The sequence below is a fragment of the Gordonia bronchialis DSM 43247 genome (assembly GCF_000024785.1).
GTDB classification, from domain to species: domain Bacteria; phylum Actinomycetota; class Actinomycetes; order Mycobacteriales; family Mycobacteriaceae; genus Gordonia; species Gordonia bronchialis.
Genome location: NC_013441.1, coordinates 4,309,422 through 4,327,791 on the forward strand (window position 1 = coordinate 4,309,422; position 18,370 = coordinate 4,327,791).

At 67.7% G+C, this 18,370-nt stretch carries 17 protein-coding genes; 4 read left to right on the plus strand and 13 right to left on the minus strand.

Annotation, left to right across the window (positions count from 1 at the left end):
* Window positions 1-51: 51 nt before the first annotated feature.
* From GBRO_RS19930 to ftsH, 7 genes are all read right to left on the minus strand, one after another.
* Window positions 52-1,422 (minus strand): DUF6779 domain-containing protein, encoded by a 1,371-nt coding sequence (locus GBRO_RS19930; RefSeq protein ID WP_012835684.1) that lies wholly within the window; start codon window positions 1,420-1,422, stop codon window positions 52-54.
* A gap of 83 nt (window positions 1,423-1,505) precedes the next feature.
* Window positions 1,506-2,036: a DUF3180 domain-containing protein gene (locus tag GBRO_RS19935; protein ID WP_041919994.1), complete on the minus strand. Its 531-nt coding sequence runs from the start codon at window positions 2,034-2,036 to the stop codon at window positions 1,506-1,508.
* Complete coding sequence (folK, locus tag GBRO_RS19940; protein ID WP_012835686.1) at window positions 2,033-2,548, minus strand: 2-amino-4-hydroxy-6-hydroxymethyldihydropteridine diphosphokinase; 516 nt, start codon at window positions 2,546-2,548, stop codon at window positions 2,033-2,035. Before folK ends, GBRO_RS19935 begins: the two co-directional genes overlap by 4 nt.
* A complete protein-coding gene (gene folB / locus GBRO_RS19945; RefSeq protein ID WP_012835687.1) occupies window positions 2,545-2,922 on the minus strand; it encodes a dihydroneopterin aldolase in 378 nt (125 codons plus the stop codon). The genes folK and folB overlap by 4 nt, the downstream gene beginning before the upstream one ends.
* On the minus strand, window positions 2,915-3,766 hold the full coding sequence (gene folP / locus GBRO_RS19950) for a dihydropteroate synthase (protein WP_012835688.1): 852 nt from the start codon (window positions 3,764-3,766) through the stop codon (window positions 2,915-2,917). Before folP ends, folB begins: the two co-directional genes overlap by 8 nt.
* 59 nt (window positions 3,767-3,825) lie before the next feature.
* A complete protein-coding gene (folE, locus tag GBRO_RS19955; protein ID WP_012835689.1) occupies window positions 3,826-4,485 on the minus strand; it encodes a GTP cyclohydrolase I FolE in 660 nt (219 codons plus the stop codon).
* 28 nt (window positions 4,486-4,513) lie between these two features.
* The gene (ftsH, locus tag GBRO_RS19960) at window positions 4,514-6,895 is read right to left on the minus strand and encodes an ATP-dependent zinc metalloprotease FtsH (protein ID WP_012835690.1); all 2,382 of its coding nucleotides are present in this window, start codon (window positions 6,893-6,895) and stop codon (window positions 4,514-4,516) included.
* A 597-nt stretch (window positions 6,896-7,492) separates the two neighbouring features.
* Between ftsH and GBRO_RS19965 the strand changes: the two genes are divergently transcribed.
* Window positions 7,493-8,164 carry a glycine zipper family protein gene (locus GBRO_RS19965; protein WP_012835691.1) on the plus strand — a complete coding sequence of 224 codons (672 nt, stop codon included), beginning with the start codon at window positions 7,493-7,495 and terminating at the stop codon, window positions 8,162-8,164.
* A gap of 16 nt (window positions 8,165-8,180) precedes the next feature.
* Here GBRO_RS19965 and hpt read toward each other — a convergent pair whose 3' ends face one another.
* The 4 genes from hpt to dacB all read right to left on the minus strand — a co-directional run bounded on the left by hpt (window position 8,181) and on the right by dacB (window position 12,293).
* Entirely contained in the window at window positions 8,181-8,756 is a 576-nt protein-coding gene (gene hpt, locus GBRO_RS19970) for a hypoxanthine phosphoribosyltransferase (RefSeq protein WP_041919996.1), read from the minus strand.
* 95 nt (window positions 8,757-8,851) lie between these two features.
* Window positions 8,852-9,805, minus strand: a complete 954-nt coding sequence (gene tilS / locus GBRO_RS19975; RefSeq protein ID WP_012835693.1) for a tRNA lysidine(34) synthetase TilS — start codon at window positions 9,803-9,805, stop codon at window positions 8,852-8,854.
* Window positions 9,784-10,905, minus strand: a complete 1,122-nt coding sequence (locus GBRO_RS19980; protein WP_012835694.1) for a zinc-dependent metalloprotease — start codon at window positions 10,903-10,905, stop codon at window positions 9,784-9,786. Before GBRO_RS19980 ends, tilS begins: the two co-directional genes overlap by 22 nt.
* Entirely contained in the window at window positions 10,896-12,293 is a 1,398-nt protein-coding gene (gene dacB / locus GBRO_RS19985) for a D-alanyl-D-alanine carboxypeptidase/D-alanyl-D-alanine endopeptidase (protein ID WP_012835695.1), read from the minus strand. Before dacB ends, GBRO_RS19980 begins: the two co-directional genes overlap by 10 nt.
* 117 nt (window positions 12,294-12,410) lie before the next feature.
* On the opposite strand from dacB, the gene GBRO_RS19990 reads away from it, so the two are divergent.
* Window positions 12,411-12,923 (plus strand): inorganic diphosphatase, encoded by a 513-nt coding sequence (locus tag GBRO_RS19990; protein ID WP_012835696.1) that lies wholly within the window; start codon window positions 12,411-12,413, stop codon window positions 12,921-12,923.
* Window positions 12,924-13,063: 140 nt separating this feature from the next.
* Here GBRO_RS19990 and GBRO_RS19995 read toward each other — a convergent pair whose 3' ends face one another.
* Together GBRO_RS19995 and GBRO_RS20000 are read right to left on the minus strand one after the other, a co-directional pair.
* Window positions 13,064-14,752, minus strand: a complete 1,689-nt coding sequence (locus tag GBRO_RS19995) for an MDR family MFS transporter (RefSeq protein ID WP_012835697.1) — start codon at window positions 14,750-14,752, stop codon at window positions 13,064-13,066.
* Window positions 14,749-15,231 (minus strand): MarR family winged helix-turn-helix transcriptional regulator, encoded by a 483-nt coding sequence (locus GBRO_RS20000; protein WP_012835698.1) that lies wholly within the window; start codon window positions 15,229-15,231, stop codon window positions 14,749-14,751. Before GBRO_RS20000 ends, GBRO_RS19995 begins: the two co-directional genes overlap by 4 nt.
* 171 nt (window positions 15,232-15,402) lie before the next feature.
* Between GBRO_RS20000 and alc the strand changes: the two genes are divergently transcribed.
* Entirely contained in the window at window positions 15,403-16,383 is a 981-nt protein-coding gene (gene alc / locus GBRO_RS20005) for an allantoicase (protein ID WP_218565807.1), read from the plus strand.
* Between the two features lie 30 nt (window positions 16,384-16,413).
* A complete protein-coding gene (locus GBRO_RS20010; protein ID WP_012835700.1) occupies window positions 16,414-18,330 on the plus strand; it encodes a chromosome condensation regulator RCC1 in 1,917 nt (638 codons plus the stop codon).
* The last annotated feature ends 40 nt before the right edge of the window (window positions 18,331-18,370 follow it).

An 18,370-nucleotide genomic window follows, 5' to 3' on the forward strand; every position in this document is an offset into this window, starting at 1 on the left:
TCAGCAGGTCAGGGGCCGCTGTCGGTTGTCGAACCGACGACACGATATCGATCAGTCGGCTCGCCGACGGCGACCCCCGCCGGCCGAGTCAGCCTGGCGGAGTTGGTTGAGCAACTCCGAGACCGGGAGTCCGTTGGAATGGGCGCTGTCGGCGTCGTCATCGACACGCCTGCGACGCCGGCCGTACGTCGAAGCCGGAGTGGCGTCGGGCCCGGCGCCCTCATGCCGGCCGGCGCCGGATTCCGCGTCGGCAGTGGCGGTTTCGGCGTCACCCTCGGTCTCGGTTTCGGCCTGATCCCGGGTATCGGTCTGGGTGGCGCCCGCCTGTGCCTCGGCCGCGGCCGCAGCGACCGCCTCCCGAGCCCATTCGTCCGTGGGCGTCTCGTCGGTGAACACCGGCGTCGGCCGGACGGGCTGGGGCTGAGACTGGGGTTGCGACTGGGGCGGGGTTGCATCGTCGGCTCCGGCGGAGCCGCCGTAGAACCCGCCGGCGAACGGCCGCGCGACACTCGGTTCGGCCGCGACGGTCGGTTCGGGCCGGGATTCTGGTTCTGCAGCGGTCTCGACGATCTCGGCGTCCGAGACCGTATCGGCACCCTGGTGCGGTTCGTGCGACCCAGTTGCGTCGGGCACCTCGTCGAGCGGCACCTCGGTCGCGATGCGGCCGGAGATGGGGTCGTCGGTCACCACCGGGATGACCTCGGTCATCTCATTGGGATCGACCGGCTCCGTGTGCCGGCCGTCGTCGGCGACCGGTGCCGTCGCCGCGAAATCCCGGGCCGCCACTGCCCCGTCGTCGGCGAACCCCGCCGCCCCGTACGACGGCGCCGGACCACCGAACGACGAACCGAACCCCTGACCCGCATAGCCACCGGGACCGCGCCCCCCTGACCCCTGACTACCGGCCCCCTGACTACCTGACCCCTGACCACCCGGCCCCAGCCCCGAGGCCAGTTCACGCAGCTTCTCGTTGGGCAGGGCCGCCCGCTGATCGGGCAGGGGCTCACCGATGAGCAATTCCAGACTGGACCGCAGGGCGAGGACCTGCGCCTTCAGCTCGGCGAGCTCCTCGTTGGCCTCGGCACTGACCTCTTTGCGAATGGTGGTCTCGACGTCGAGCTCGTACTGACGGCGCGCGGCGATCTCGCGTTCGAGCTGCAGTTCGTAGACGAGCCGCAGATCGCGGCTCTTGGCTTCGGCGCTCTCTGCCTGCCGGCGGAACTTGGTGACCAGGATGGCGCCTATCACCGCAGCCCACAGCGCGGCGATCACCGCCAGCGAACCGGTGATCGTCAGCGAATCGGTGAAGACCATCAGGATGCTCGCCGCCAGCGCCAGCACGATCAGCAGGCCGAGCAACCACTGACTGACCGACCGACCGGAGCGTCGGGAATCGGCGGAACGGCCGTTCGAGGTCGTCATGCCGGTGAACTTACCGGTTGGGCACGCTTTCGTCGGCCAACCGTGCCGGAGAGTCACGAATCCGACGCGTGCGGTGGCGGCTCTCAGGTCAACGACGGCGGTGTCTGGTCGGCGGTCGGATCGTCGGGCGCACGGCAGCAGTACTCCAGCCACAGAGCCGCGCCCGCCAGCAGCACACCACCGACGAGACCGATGATGGCGCCGGGTTTGTCGTGGTCGGCGGCCGCCAGATCGTGCTGGTTGAGCAGATACACCAGCAGACCGACCCAGACACCGATGGCGATCGCGGCCAGGATCGCCGACGCCTTCGCCAGGGCCAGTACCCGCGCGGCGGTCAGCGGATGCAGCTGGCCACGGGCGGCTCCGACGTCGCGGTCGGCCACCCTGGAACGCACCACAAAGGCGATCACGACCTCCAGGGCCGCGAGCACGTAAAGCACCACCCCGGCCAGTAGCGGCAGCGGCGGAAACTCAGAGTAGTTGTAGCGCACCAGAATCCACACCGCGATCGCCACCACGCCGGCGATGATCAGCAGATCACGCACCCGGGTGGGGCCCATCTTGTCCTCGTCGCCCTTGCCATCGTCGCCGTGTGCGGAGTTACCGGTGCTCATGACCGCTGTCCGATCGTGTCGACGGCCCGGACGTCGCGGCGTTCGGCGTCGTCGAGCCGCTCGACGAGCTCGGCGACCGGGATCTCACCCGCGGGCGTCCACAGCGTGGCGTCGGGGTCGATCTCCAGCCACGGGATCAGCACGAAAGCGCGTTCGGCGGCGCGCGGATGCGGCAGCGTGAGGTCCGGGTCGTCGGAGATCACCGGCCCGTCGGGTCCGATGACGCTGATCACGTCGACGTCGAGAGTCCGTGGACCCCAGCGGACCTCGCGCACGCGGTCGGCGGCCCGCTCGAGTCGCAACCCGCGCGCCAACCACTGTGCGGGCGTGAGCGGGCCGTCGACGATGAGAGTGATGTTGTGGAAGTCGTCCTGCTCCACCCCACCCCACGGCGGGGTGGCGTAGACGTGTGAGACCGCGATCAGCTCGTCGGCGAAGCCGGACACCACCGAGGCCAGATGGGCGTTGCGGTCGCCGATGTTGGAGCCGGCCGAGAGCACCGCGCGGGTCATCGCGCCCCCATCGCCTTGCGCGAACGTCGGGTGATGACGGCCACGTCGTCGAAGGTGAGCGGGATCGGGGCCGACGGTTTGTGCACGGTGACCTCGCACGCGGAGATCCGCTGATCGGCCATCACCCGGTCGGCGATCTCGGCACCGACCGTCTCGATCAGATTGCGCGGCTCGCCCGACACGATATCGGCGACGGTCTGGGCCAACGCGCCATAGTCGACGGTGTCGGCCAGATCGTCGCTGGCCGCGGCGGCCGACAGATCGAGCCACAGCACGACGTCGACAAGAAAGTCCTGACCGTCCGCGCGTTCATGGTCGAAGACGCCGTGATGTCCGCGAATCCGCAAGCCGCGCAACTCGATTCGGTCAGCCATGAGCGCCGTCCGGAGTGGAGCGCGACCCACCGGCGCGCCAGGCCGCCGCCACCGCGACCGCGTCGCGACTGGCCGCGACATCGTGCACGCGCACGCCCCACGCGCCGTTCATCGCGGCCAGCGCGGAGATCGACGCGGTGGCCACGTCCCGCTCCTGCGGCGGGCGGACGGTGCCGTCGTCGCCGGCGAGCAGCGTACCGAGGAAGCGTTTGCGCGACGCCCCGACGAGCACCGGGAAACCGAGTCCGACGAGGGTCGGCAGCGCGTGGAGCAGGGCCCAATTGTGTTCGGCTGTCTTGGCGAACCCGAGTCCCGGGTCGAGGATGATGTGGTCGGGGTCGACCCCGGCCGAGACCGCGGCGTCCACCTGCGCGAGCAACTCGCCGCTGACCTCCGCGACCACGTCGCGGTAGCCGCCAACGTCACCGATGCGGTGGGTGAAGTGACGGTCGGTGCTGTCACCGGCGGGCCGCCAATGCATGAGAATCCAGGGCAGGCCGGCGTCGGCGACGACCTTGGCCATGTCCGCATCCGCCCGGCCGCCCGAGACGTCGTTCACGACCGTGGCTCCCGCGTCGATGGCAGCGGCCGCGACGGAGGCGCGCATGGTGTCCACCGAGATGCGCGCGCCGTGCCCGGAAAGTGCGGAGATCACCGGTGTCACCCGGGCCGCCTCGAGATCGGGGTCGACGCGGATGGCGCCGGGCCGGGTCGACTCGCCGCCGACGTCGATCAGATCGGCTCCCTCGGCGCGCAGGGCGAGCCCGTGCTCGACCGCGGCCGCGGTGTCCAGGTAGCGACCACCGTCGGAGAATGAGTCGGCGGTCACGTTGATGACGCCCATAACCAGGCAGCGCCCATCGCCGGCCCCCTGAGGTGCGAGGAGCGAGCCTCGGTCGGCGCTCACCGGGTGATCAGGTCGAGGGCTTCACCACGGGACACCGCGCTGGTCTTGAACAGCCCGCGCACCGCGGACGTGGTGGTGGTGGCCCCGGGTTTGCGGATTCCGCGCATCGCCATGCAGAGATGCTCGGCCTCGATGACCACGATGACGCCGCGCGGATCGAGGCGACGCACGATCGCGTCGGCGATCTGGCTGGTGAGACGCTCCTGTACCTGCGGACGTTTGGCGTACAGATCCACCAACCGCGCCAGCTTCGACAGGCCGGTGACCTGCCCGCTGACCCCGGGGATGTAGCCGACGTGGGCGACGCCGTGGAAGGGCACCAGATGGTGTTCGCAGGTCGAGTACATCGGGATGTCCTTCACGAGGACCAACTCGTCGTGGTCCTCGTCGAAGGTGGTGGCGAGCACATCGTCGGGTTCGGTATAGAGCCCGGCGAACATCTCCCGGTAGGCGTTGGCCACGCGGGTCGGCGTGCGGAGCAGGCCTTGCCGGTCCGGGTCCTCGCCGACGGCGAGCAACAACTCGCGAACCGCGGCCTCGGCGCGCGCCTGATCGAACCCGGCCCGCTGTGGCACGGCCCTCGCGTCGACGTCGGCGGCCGTGTCGACGTCGGCCGCCGTGTCGAAGTCGGCCTCGTGACGTTCGCTGATCGTCATCTCCCCTACCTTGCCGTCGCCTGCGCCGCTACTGTCCGGACCCGCTGCCGCCGGAGTCGGTCCCGTTGGGTCCGGTCCCGTTGGGACCCGTGCCGTTGGGTCCGTTGCCATTGGCTCCGGTTCCGTTGGTCCCCGGACCCGGCTCCTGCGGAGGCCAGCCCGGTGCCGACCAGTCCCGGGGCGCACCATAATCCGGCCGGGTCCCGCTGCCGGAACCGGGGTGCGGTTCGGGGTACTGGGGATTGGGGTACTGGGGGTTCGGATACTGGGGATTGGGGTACTGGGGGTTCGGGTACTGGGGGTTCGGATACTGGGGATTCGGGTAGTGCGGGTACGGCGCCCCGCCCTGGGGTCCGCCCGGATACGCCTGCCCGGGACTGCCCGGCGGATACGACGGAACCTGGCCCGGCACCTGCGGCCCACCCGGATAACCGGCAACCCCCACCGGCTCGGGAACGGGTTCGGGTTCGGGCGGCCACGGCTCGCCACGCTCGATCGCCAGCTCACCGGGCGTCTTGACCGGCGGCTTGTCACTCGGGGTGCGTTCACCGAACTCGTTGAACGCGGTGATCCGCGGACGCTTCTGCACCTCGGAGAAGATCTTCTCCAGGTCCTTGCGCGTCAGCGTCTCCTTCTCCAGCAACTCGGTGGCCAGCACGTCGAGGGTGTCGCGGTACTCCGAGAGGATCGCCCACGCCTCGGTGTGCGCGGCCTCGATGAGACGGCGCACCTCGTCGTCGATCTCGCCGGCGATCTCGGCCGAATAGTCGGTGTGCGACCCCATCGAGCGGCCCAGGAAGGGATCACCCTGATCCTGTCCGTAGCGCACCGCACCGAGTTTGGCGCTCATGCCGTATTCGGTGACCATCGCCCGGGCGATCTTGGTGGCCTGGTCGATATCGGACGACGCGCCCGTCGTCGGCTCGTGGAAGACCAGTTCCTCGGCGGCCCGGCCACCCATCGCCATCACCAGACGCGCGATCATCTCCGACCGCGTCATCAGGTCCTTGTCCTGCTCGGGCACGGCCAGCGCGTGACCCCCGGTACGGCCGCGGGCCAGGATGGTGACCTTGTAGATCGGATCCAGATCGGGCATCGCCCACGCGGCCAGCGTGTGGCCGCCCTCGTGGTAGGCCACGACCTTCTTCTCGTGCTCGCTGATGATGCGGCTCTTGCGGCGCGGTCCACCGATCACGCGGTCGACGGCCTCTTCCAGCATCTCGGCGGTGATGGTCTGCTTGTTCTCGCGCGCGGCCAGCAGCGCGGCCTCGTTGACCACGTTCGCCAGGTCGGCGCCGGACATACCGGGGGTGCGCTTGGCCAGACCGTCGAGGTCGGCGTCGGCGTCGATCGGCTTGCCCTTGGCGTGCACCCGCAGGATCGCCTTGCGGCCGGCCATGTCGGGGTTGCCGACCGGGATCTGCCGGTCGAAGCGACCGGGACGCAGCAGGGCGGGATCGAGGATGTCGGGGCGGTTGGTGGCCGCGATCAGGATGACACCCGAGCGGTCGCCGAAGCCGTCCATCTCCACGAGCAGCTGATTGAGCGTCTGCTCGCGTTCGTCGTGTCCACCGCCGAGACCGGCGCCACGCTGACGACCCACCGCGTCGATCTCGTCGACGAAGATGATGCACGGGCTGTTGGCCTTGGCCTGCTCAAACAGGTCACGGACACGGGAGGCACCGACACCGACGAACATCTCGACGAAGTCCGAACCGGAGATGGTGAAGAACGGCACCCCGGCCTCACCGGCGACCGCGCGGGCCAGCAGCGTCTTGCCGGTTCCGGGCGGACCGAACAGCAGGACACCGCGCGGGATCTTGGCGCCGAGCGCCTGATACCGCGTCGGATTCTGCAGGAAGTCCTTGATCTCGTAGAGCTCCTCGACCGCTTCGTCGGCTCCCGCGACGTCGGCGAAGGTGGTCTTCGGCATGTCCTTGGTGAGCTGCTTGGCCTTGGATTTGCCGAAGCCCATCACGCCACCGCGACCACCGCCCTGCATGCGGTTCATCACGAAGAAGAACAGACCGAACAACAGGATCATCGGCAGCACGAAGATGAGGATCTGCCAGAACACCGACTGCTCGTTGACGTTGGTCGTGTACGGCGCGCCGGTCGTCTTGACCGCGTCGAAGATCTGCTCACCGGCCTGCGCGGGATATTTGGTGGAGATCTGGGTGACGTCTTTGTCGTCGTGTTTGATCGACTTGTTCAGCTCGATGCGCAGCTGCTGTTCGCGGTCGTCGATGCTGATGAACTTGGCGTTCTTGTCGGCGAGCTGACTCAGCGCCACCGAGGTGTCGACGGCCGTGTACTCGCGGTCCGAGTCGCGCAACACGCTCCAGCCCCACAGGGCGAGCAGGATCAGCGCCAGGATGGCGAGGTTTCGGAAGACTGTCTTACGGTTCATGCCTGTTGGTGGGAGTCGATCCGCCGCGCGCTTCGTGACTGCGGACTACGGTGGCCGTTCCCATGTCCTTCCCACGGGTTCGTGAACGACTCTCGCGGGTTCGCGACGTCGTTCGTACACATTGAGGCTACCGGTGAACGATCACGCTGGTGAAACCGTTCCCACCGACACTTGTCCCCCGGTGGCCGCCGAACCTGGATACGCCGGACGCCGACTCTCGATCGCAGCGCTTACCGACGCCGCGATGACGACCACGCCGGGTCCCCGAAAGCGATGTCGTTCGATTGGACGACATTTCTCGATAAAGGAACCTTAATCGATATCGCACTTAGCAAATATTACGCGCACAAAGGTCACAGATCCATTTCGAATCGCAACATCCGTTTCTCGCAGCGTGTTTTTGATCCGCATATTCCCGAGCATTTGCGATAGTGCAGTCGTGTTTCCGATCCCGCTTTCGATCGGTGAGACACTCCCTCCCCCGTCGTCTCGTCGAGCCCGTGCGAGCCGGTTCGAAAGGTCCTGTCGATGCCCCTTTGCGCAGCCCCCTCCTCGCCACCCCCCTCATCGTCACCGCAGCACCCACGCCGCACCACCATGTGGCTGCTGGCCGTGATTTCCCTTGCGACCATTGCCATTACATGCGCAGCCGGGACCGTGCGCGCGGCGCCGGCTGCATCCGGGACGGTCCAGGCGCTGCTCTCGATGTCGTCGAACTCCGTTCTGCTCGACATCCGCGATGGGTCGGCCTCGGTCGATTCCCGCGGATTGTCCATCCGGAACACGGCAGGTCAAGAGGTGCTGCGGATGCCTTTGCATTACCGGGTCGAGAATCGTCAATTTCCCATCGACCCGACCCTCAGCGGAAATCGGGTGCACCTTACCCCGTCGAAGAACGTAGCGCGGTCGACTCTGATAGATCCCGTACAGATCAATCCCCTACGCGCTCAAATTCGCCACCTCGCGGCCGGACCGGTGACCCGTCAAGAGCGCGATGACCAGGCGTTGAACCGCTTTTCTCAGCAGTTGTCGGCAGGAATGACCGTGTCCTCGCTGATCGGCACAGCCATCGGTGCCCTGCTCGGGGGCTTCATCGGATGTGCCCTGGGCATCGTGGCCGCCGTCGTCGGCTGTCTGGTGGGTGTTGCGCCGGCGGCCGCCATCGGCGGGATCATCGGGATGTCCCTCGGCGGGGGCGGCACGGTCATCATCGCCGGTCTGCAGTACCTGCAGACGATTCAGAGCCCGTTCAAACCCCCTCGGAGGTGAGGAGCGGCCGACCGGCTCAGCTCGAGTACACCGACGGCTTCAACCGCCCGATGTAGGGCAGGTCGCGGTATCGCTCGGCGTAGTCGAGGCCGTAACCGACGACGAACTCGTTGGGGATGTCAAAGCCGACGTCGGCGACGCGCACGGGTGAGCGCACCGCTTCGGGTTTGCGCAGCAGCGTGCACACCTCGAGGCTGCGCGGCGACCGGGTGGCGAGATTCTTCATCAACCACGACAAGGTGAGTCCCGAGTCGATGATGTCCTCGACGATGAGCACGTCGCGGCCCTCGATGTCGCGGTCGAGATCCTTGAGGATGCGCACCACGCCCGACGACGAGGTCGACGACCCGTAGCTCGAGACCGCCATGAACTCCATCTGCGACGGGATCGGCAGCGCGCGGGCAAAGTCCGTCATGAACATGATGGCGCCCTTGAGGACCCCGATGAGCACCAGATCCTCATCGATGTCGGCATACCGCGATGCCACCGAGGCAGCGAGTTCGGCGGTGCGTTCGCGGATCTGGTCCTCGGTGATCAGGATCGCGTCGATGTCGTCGGCGTACGGATCTGCGACAGGGAGATTGGCGGCCACGGCAACAAGGGTGCCACGTCGGCGATGGGTCGCGATACCCGGCGTCCGCGGAATCCCGTCCACGGGGTGGGCACGCGTCACCGACCCTTGCAAGGTCACCGCCGCAGCGTCGTCCGCAAGGTCAGCAACCCGGCGGTGCGCACCACCTCCCGGCGTGCGGTGTCATCGCCCCCGATGGCCACTGCACCCTGACCGTGCCAGCGCGTCACCAGATCGTCCACGGCGGTGATGACCCGCGTCGTCGGTTCGGTGGCACCGACGTCGAGCAGCCAACGACGGATCACCCTGGTACGCACAGCAGCCGGCGCCTCGGCGAGTACGGCGATCTCGAGCCCCGCGTCGACGACAGCGCCCGCACCCAGATCGGCAGCCAGGCCGTCGAGCGCATCGTTGTCGGCTCGCAGCGATGCGGCGGTCCTCGCGAGCGCTTCCACCACACCGCCGTTCAGGACATCGTCGAGGAGCGGGAGGACGTCGGTCCGCACCCGCACGCGAGTGAAGCGCGGGTCGCGGTTGTGCGGATCGGCATACGGGGTGAGCCCGAGTTCGGCGCACATGGCCGCGGTCTGCGTGCGTCGTACGCCCAGCAGCGGGCGGCCCCACGGCGGCGTCCACGTCCGCATGCCGGCGATCGATCGGGCGCCAGAACCCCGGGCCAGACCCAGCAGCACGGTCTCGGCCTGATCGTCCATCGTGTGGCCGAGCAGTACGGGGCTGCCATCGCGGGCGGCGTCGAGTGCGGAGTAGCGGGCGGCGCGTGCGGCAGCTTCCAGACCCCCGTCGCGCCCCACGCGTACCGGCAGGATCACCGCTGCGGCGCCCAGAGCTCGCGCCGTCGCCGCGGCCGTCGAGGCGACATCGGCCGAATTCGCTTGCAGCCCATGGTCGACCACGAGCGCGGTCACCCGCAGCCCGGCCCGCACCGCGGCCGCCGTCAGCGCCAACGAATCCGGCCCACCGGACAATCCCACGCAGACGTGCTCGGCGTCGGGAAGGTACTCGGCAGCGAAGTCGGTGACCGCGCGGGTTACAGCACGCGCCGAATCCATGCCGACGGCTCGTCGATCTCCTCGGGCAACGGCATCGTCTCCGGCGAGGTCCAGATGGTGTTGAACCGGGCCATCCCGGCCTCGGCGACCACGGCGTCGACGAACGCCTTGCCCCGGATGTACTGGGCCAGTTTGGCATCCATCCCGATCAGGGCACGAATGATGCGCTGCACCGGATTTCGCGGTGCGGTGCGCCGCTTGTCGAAGGCGGCACGAATGCTCTCGACCGTCGGCACCTGCGCCGGCCCGACGGCATCCATCACATGATCGGCATGCCCCTCGAGCAGGGTGCCGAGCACCATCATCCGACGGAAGGCGTCGTATTGCTCGGGTGTCTGCAGCAGTTGCATCGCCCCCAGCACCCCCTTCTCGCGTGGCTGATCGCTCTTGAGCGCCTTGGTGAGTCGCCCGATCACATCGGTGGCCGACTCACCGGCGTCGGAGGTGAGCACCTCGATGTTGTCGAGCATGTACTGGCGCAGCCAGGGATTCGCGGAGAACTGCACACGGTGGGTCACCTCATGCAGACAGACCCAGTAGCGGAAGTCCGACGGCACCACCTTGAGCGCCCGTTCCACCGCAATGATGTTGGGCGCCACCAACATCAGGACTCCCGGGTCGGACGCGTCGGAGCCGGCGGTGAACGGATCGTACTGGCCGAGGATCGCGGTGGACAGGAACGCCAGCAGACCACCGGCCTGCAGACCCCCCACCTTGGCGGCGGCACCGGCGAGGAAGCCGTCGTCGTCAACCTCCGAAGCCTCGCCGCTCCCACCGGTCAGCATCGACCGCATCGACACCGACGACGCATCGATCCATCCCTTGCGGTCCAGGATGCGGGCGGTCGGGATGGGCAGTCCGTCGGCGAGTCCGGTAACCGCGCGAACCGGGCCCTCGGCGCTGCGCGCCGCCTCGTCGAGTTCGGCGTAGGCCGCGTCGCGGGTGTAGGCGGTGATCTTGGGTCCGGGCCGGGTCAGGCGTTTGCCGGTCGAGGCCGCCAGATCCCAGTCGATCCGCGCACCGATCGGGTCGACGTCGCCGCGCCCTTCGTCATTCGATGCCCTGTCGTGCACTGCCACCTGGGTTTCACTCACCGACATCCACACTCCCTCAGTTGGCCGATCACCGCATCGAGTGCGGGCCGCGCGGCGGCCGGCGAGGTGCCGCCCGACATCATGGCGAAGGACAACACGCGGCCGTCCACTGTCTGCACTATGCCGGTCAACGAACTGACCCCGGTGAGGGTTCCGGTCTTGGCCCGCACCCAGCCGGCACCCGGATTGGTGCGCGGATCGAACCGGTCGGACAGGGTGCCGGCCAATCCGGCCGCGACGGGCAGCCCGTCGAGCATCGGCCGCATCTTCGGCTGGGCGGGACCGCTGGCCGCGGTCATCACCACATCGAGCAGCTCGGCGGGCACCCGATTGGCGTAGGAGAGACCCGATGCGTCGTGCAGGCTGGTGCCCTCCCACTGCTGAGCGAAGGTCTGTTGCAGCGTGTTGCGCACCGCACTCACCCCGGATTCCAGGGTCGGGGACAGCCCCTGGTGCACAGCAAGCTCGACGGACAGCGTCTCGGCCAGCACGTTGTCGCTGTAGCGCAGCATGTCGTTGACGCGGGTGACCAGCGGCGCCGACTGCACCGACGCGATCACCTGACCGTTGACCGGCGCGGTGGCCTCGGCGACGTCACCGTCGACGTCGAGGGCTTTCGCCAGGGCGCGGCCGGCCGCGAGACCCGGGGTCGGCGTGCGCGGCGAATACTCGTCCAGCGGTTCGACGCGGGCCCCGTCGACCATCAGCGACTCGATGGGCGCGATGTCGCCGCCGGCGATGTCACGGCGATCCCAGGTCGAGTCCATGGTCGGGCCCTCGAACGCACTCAGGTCGATCGCGACCGACCGCACCGGGACACCCGAACGCCGGATCTGCGTCGCCAGGTCGGCGATCCGGCCCGGGTCGGTGTAGAAGGTGTCGGCGCCCACCGGCTGCGCCGAGAGAGTCGGGTCACCGGCGCCCTTGAGGATGATCTGCCCGTTGGTGCCGGCCACCACCGAGGTGGTCAGCCGCTGATCGTGCGGCAACGCCAGCAGCGCGGCGGCCGCGGTCAGCACCTTGTCGTTGGACGCCGGAATGCGCGGGGTGCCCGCGTTGCGCGACCACAACACCTGGCCGGTGATCGCGTCACTGATCTGGCCGGTCAGGGCGCCCAGCGCCGGATCGCGCAGTTCGTCGGCGATCTCGCGGGTGACCCCGGCCGGCGTCGGCTCCGGTGCGTTCGCTGCCACCGGACGGACCTGCGGGTCGGGCGTGACGAGCGCGGGCTGCGGCGGGATCCCGGCCGGCAGCGGCTCGTCGGAGGTGTCGTCGAGTTTCAGTGCCACCACCACGGTCGCGGCGGCGACAAGCGCCAGGATGGTGACCGCGAGAAGCGTCCACAACAACAGCCGGCGACCCCGGCGCGGAGCCGGCTGGGCGGGTGCGGACACAGAACCTCCGGGTCAGTGATGTGTGGGCGGTGCGACTAACAGTATCGTTGAAGCCGCGCGCGACCCGCCGAGCACGGCGGGCGCCTGACCCCATGATCAAGACTGCCAGGAGGAACCGTGGAATTCGATGTGACCATCGAGATCCCCAAGGGTGGCCGCAACAAGTACGAGGTCGACCACGAGACAGGCAAGGTCTACCTGGACCGCTACCTGTACACCTCGATGGGCTACCCCGCCGACTACGGCTACATCGACAACACCCTCGGCGAGGACGGCGACCCACTCGACGCTATGGTCCTGCTGCCCGAGTCGGTGTTCCCCGGCATCATCGTGCGTGCCCGGATCGTCGGCATGTTCACGATGACCGACGAGGCCGGCGGCGACGACAAGCTGCTGTGCGTCCCGGCCGGCGACGTCCGCTGGGATCACATCCAGGACATCACCGATGTCTCCGAGTACGAACTCGGGCCGATCGCGCACTTCTTCGAGCACTACAAGGACCTCGAACCGGGTAAGCACGTCGACCCCGGCAAGTGGGTCGGCAAGGCCGAGGCGGAGAAGATCGCGCAGGAGGCCATCGACCGGCTCGCGGCGCAGCCCGAAGAGGCCAACGAGCCCTCGCGCGGCTGACGTCGCCGACGCACATCAGGCGCTAAAAGTAGGGGAGGAAGCTTCCTCCCCTACTTTTGGTGTCGTCCCCCGAAAACTTCGCGGGGAGGGAGCCAAAAGTGGGGGAAGAGAACTCCTCCCCCACTTTCAGCGCGTCGTCGTCAGACGGTCGTCGTCGACTCCGGGTTCCCGACGGGCCTGCCGCTACGCAGCGGGAGTTCCGGCCAGGTGAGAGTCCCGATCACCGCCAGGATCGACATGATCGACACCGCGAGGAAGACCCGGTCCATCGAGTTGGCGAAGCCGCGTTTGATCGGGTCACCGAGTTCCGGCGGCAGTTTCTCGATCACCGACGTATCCGACATCACGCTCTCCGACGACGACGCACCACCCTTCTCCGGGTTCTGCGCCGCCGCGATCAGTGACTGAGCGAAACCGCTCACCTGCGTGTCGTGACTGCGAGCGGCCTCCATCACGGCGGCCCGATATTCGGGAGTCTGTGCGGCTGTGACCATCTCGTCCTTGATGTTGGGGCCCATCAGCGAGAACAGCAGTGAGAAGAACACTGCGACGCCCAGTGTTCCGCCGATCTGCCGAAAGAAGGTCGCTGTCCCCGTGGACAGCCCCATGTCCTTGGGCGGCAGGATGTTCTGCATCGCGAGCATGATCGGCTGCATCATGTTGCCCAGGCCCACACCGAGTCCGAAGGCGTAGAGCATCACCACGGCGACCGGTGTGTCGATGCCGACGGTGTGCAGCAGGAACGTCATCGCCGTGATCAGGATCGACCCGATGATGGGGAAGATCTTGTATCGACCGGTGCGCGAGATGATCTGGCCCGATGTGATGGACCCGAGCATCAGTCCCAGCACCATCGGCAGCATTTGCAGCCCGGCGACCATCGGGCTCGACCCGCGGAGCACCTGGAAGTACTGCGGCAACATGGAGATTCCGCCGAACATCACCGCACCGACGACCACCGAGATGACGATGCCCTGGGTGAACACCCGGTTGTTGAAGACCCGCAACGGGATCAGCGCATCGTCGCCCATCAGGTGCTCGATCCAGATGAACGCGGCGATGCCGGCGACCCCGATTCCGTAGCACAGCAACGCAAGTCCCGATCCCCAGCCCCATTCGCGGCCTTGCTCGGCGACGATCAGCAGCGGGGCGACGGCGACGGCGAGAGCAGTGGCACCCCAGTAGTCGGTACGACCGCCGACACCCTTCTGCTGGTCGTAATTCAGGACCCGGTAGACCACGCCGAGTGCGATGATGCCGATGGGCACATTGACCAGGAACACCCAGCGCCAGCCGGAAACCCAGAGGATCTCGGCGTGCCCGGCGAACAGTCCGCCGAGGACCGGTCCCAGCACACTCGAGGTGCCGAAGACGGCGAGGAAGTAGCCCTGATACTTCGCGCGTTCGCGGGGCGGCACGATGTCGCCGATCGTGGTGAGCGCCAACGTGAACAGACCACCCGCGCCGAGTCCCTGCAGTGCGCGGAACGCGGCGAGTTCGTACATCGACGTCGCCATGCTGCACAGCAGCGAACCGACGACGAAGATCGAGATCGCCACCAGGAAAAAGGGTTTGCGGCCGTAGAGGTCGGAGAGCTTGCCGTAGAGCGGGGTGACGATGGTCGAGGTGACCAGATAGGCGGTGGTCACCCAGGCCTGCAAGTCATAGCCCTGCAGATCGTCGGCGATGGTGCGGATGGCCGTGGACACGATGGTCTGGTCGAGGGCAGCGAGGAACATGCCCATCATCAGGCCGCCGAGGATGGTCAGGATCTGCCGATGCGGGAGACCCGCTCCCGCATGCTCCGTGTGCGCTGTGTGCTCGGTCATCGGGGTCCTTTCGAACAGTCTTGGCCGGTACCCGTCGGGAGGATCACCGTCTCAGCCGCGTCGACGAACCTGCCGAGGAGCCGGACCAACGTCCACAGCTCGTCGTCGGTCCAGTCGCCCATCGCATCGTTCAGAGCGGTCCGTCGCAGGGTCCGCATCGCCTGCACCCGTTCCATCCCGGACTCGGTGAGCACGAGTAGCGTCGCGCGACCGTCGTCGGGATCGGCCTCACGGCGAACGAAACCCTGCGCGACGAGCTGCGCCACGTATCGGCTGACCGTCGACGGGTCGGCGTGCAGCGCCTCGGCGAGCTCACTGGACCGCATCGACTGCCGGGCGAGATGGAACAGTCCTTTGTAGGCAGCCGTCTCGATCTCGCCGTCACCGGTGCGAAAGGTGGTGTGCACGGCCTTGTCCCGGATGCGCAGATATCGGGCGAGCGTGTCGAACAGCTCGTCGATGGCCGCTCCGTCCAGCATCGGAAACTCCTCCGAGATTGTTTACTTACCGCAACTAGTTTCGGGCTGCAATTAGTTGCAGTGGCCAAGTATGCGCGCGGAGAGCGGGATTGGCAAACGCCGATAGGATCAGAACCCGTGACTCCTCAACCGCCACCCGTCGCCACCGGTACCCGACCACACTTCACCTCCATGCCCGACCTGGCACTTCGAGATCTCGGCGGCGCGGTTGTCTGGACCAGCGACGAGCTGTTCGCCGAGAGTCAGAACCTCATCAAGACCTCGCCCGCCCAGTACCAACCGGCCACTTTCGGGCACAAGGGTCAGGTCTATGACGGCTGGGAGACGCGGCGGCGCCGGGGGGCGGGGGTCGATCAGGCCATCGTGCGGCTCGGCGCTCCCGGTGTGGTCTACGGCGTCGTCGTCGACACGTCGTGGTTCAAGGGCAACTATCCGCCCTTCATCTCGGTGGAGGCCACCGCGGTGGAGGGCGTGGTGTCTGCCGAGGAACTCGTCTCCGACGCGGAGTGGGTCACCATCGTCGAGAAATCCCCGGCCGAGGGCGACACCCGCAACCCGTTCACCGTCGACGCCACCAACCGATTCACCCACGTGCGGCTCACCATGTACCCCGACGGCGGCGTGGCCCGATTCCGTGTGCACGGTCGTGGTGTGCCCGACCCGCACTTCTTCCGTTACGGGCACTTCGATCTCGCCGCACTGGAGAACGGCGGCCTGATCACGGCCTGCTCCAACATGTTCTACAGCTCCCCCAACAATCTGCTGATGCCCGGACGGGCCCGCAACATGGGTGAGGGCTGGGAGACCTCGCGCCGACGCGACGACGGCAACGACTGGGTCCAGGTGCGTCTCGCCGGCCAGGGCCGGGTGAGCCTCGTCGAACTCGACACCAGCTACTTCCTCGGCAACGCACCCGGCGCAGCCACCGTGCGCGGCCGCGACGGCGACGGCGACTGGTTCGAGGTCTTGCCGCGCACCGACTTACAGCCCGACACCCGGCACCGCTTCGTCATCGACCTCGACCGCCCGATGACCGAGGCCCGCCTGGACATCTATCCCGACGGTGGAATGGCGCGCCTCAAGCTGTATGGCACGCTCACCGAGGAAGCCGAGTCGCGGCTGATCGAACAGTGGGAGCGTGGCGAGGCCTGATCGGCCTGGCCAGAGTATCGGGGAGAAGCAGTGCCGTTGGTCATTGGTTCGACGTTTGCGGGATACCAGATCAATGCCGAACTCGGCAGAGACCGGACCGGAAGACATTTCCTCGTGGACCGACCCAGCGAGGACCGTGCCCGGGTCCTGAGTGCGGTCGGCTCGGCCGGGCCCGGCGTGAACGATCGGTTCTTCGCCGATGCCCGGGTCGCCTCCGCACTCGATCATCCGGCGGTGCTTCGCGTCGAGGACTACGGCATCACCGAGGACACCTGCTGGGTGGTGACCCGGCATCTCGCCGGAACAGATCTGACCGAGCAACGTCTCACCGCCGCCGAGATCACCATGATCGTCACGCAGATCGCCGATGCCCTCGACCACGCCCGCGGCCAAGGCCTGGACCGCGGCGACTTCGACGCCACCGATATCTTCGTGACCCGCACCGCCTCGGGTGCGCTCAACAGCGTCGCCCTGCGTGGGTTCGGTTTCACCGCAACCGAACCCACCGCAGACTCGACGGCACCGGCCTCCGATCAGCGCACGCTGGCCACCCTGGCGGGGCAACTCATCGCCGACGAAACACCGTGGGCCGCGGCAGCCACCCTCGATGCGCGCGACGCTGCGACCGCCCTCCGCTTTCCCGACTGCCGCGCCTTCGCTTCGGCTCTGGGCACCGCACTCGACGGCGTCGAGCACCCCGAGGCGGATGCCACGCCATCGCCGGTAGGTCCACCAGCGATCCGGCCGCACAAGAGCAAACGCGGGTGGGCGGCCATCGGCGCCGCCATCGTCGGCGTGCTCGCCCTCGTCGCGGCCCTCGCCTTCGCCTTCGGATTCACGGCGACCACTGACGGCAGCCCCGCCGCGGACCCGCGGCCCATGCCGCCCGCGCTCGTCACCGCCGCCTCGGACACGACGTGTGTCGTCGTGACCGGTTTGGCCTACTGTTCGAGCCTGAACGGCTGGGGTGAACTCGGGAATGGCACCACTGCGCAGAGCGGAGCCAACATCTTGGTGCGGAGGTTGACCGGGATCACCGCGATGAGCGTCACGTTGGATACGGTCTGCGCTGCCGCACGCGGCGAAGCCTACTGCTGGGGTATGAACTGGAACGGCCAGGTCGGCACGGGCAGCGACGACGAGGGGCGCATCGCCACGCCGACAAAGGTTCTCGGCCTGAGCGACGTCACCGACGTATCCGCAGGGCTGGCCGGCACATGCGCTGTTGCGGGCGGGTCGGTCTACTGCTGGGGCGACAATCAGTTCGGCCAGCTCGGCGACGGAACCACCACGGACCGTCTCACGCCGACGCGGGTGGTCGGACTCGACCATGCCACTTCGGTTTCCATCAACGGCAACAACGGAAGTGCGGCGGCGTGCGCGGTGTCCGACGGGCGGGCCCACTGTTGGGGTGACAACGCCGTAGGCCAACTCGGCAACGGGACGGCCACCGGCGAAAGCAACCGCCCCACACTGGTTCCCGGCCTGAACAATGTCACCGCCATCTCGACCAACGGCATTGCCGTGTGTGCGGTCGCCGATGCGAAAGCCTATTGCTGGGGTTACAACTACGACGGCCAACTCGGCGATGGGACCGCGAAGCGGAAGTTCACACCTACCCTGGTCCCCGGCCTGACGGACGTGACGGCCATCTCCACCGGGGGTGTCGGGTTGAGCGGCAACACCACCTGCGCGATTGCCGGTGGCACGCCATACTGCTGGGGCACCAACAACTACGGGCAGCTCGGCGACGGGACCACCGTCGAACGCCGCTCTCCCGTACCCGTGAAGGGCGTCACCCGGGCCGGCACCATCACGACTTCGGGCGACAACGCCTGCGCGGGCACCGCCGACGGTCCATTCTGCTGGGGACTGAACCACGCCGGCCAACTCGGCGTCGGAACCGAGGACCGGAATTCTCCCCCGACGCGGGTCAGGTACCCCTGAGCACGGATTCTGTGTGATTCGTCCAGACGTGCGACGCCGA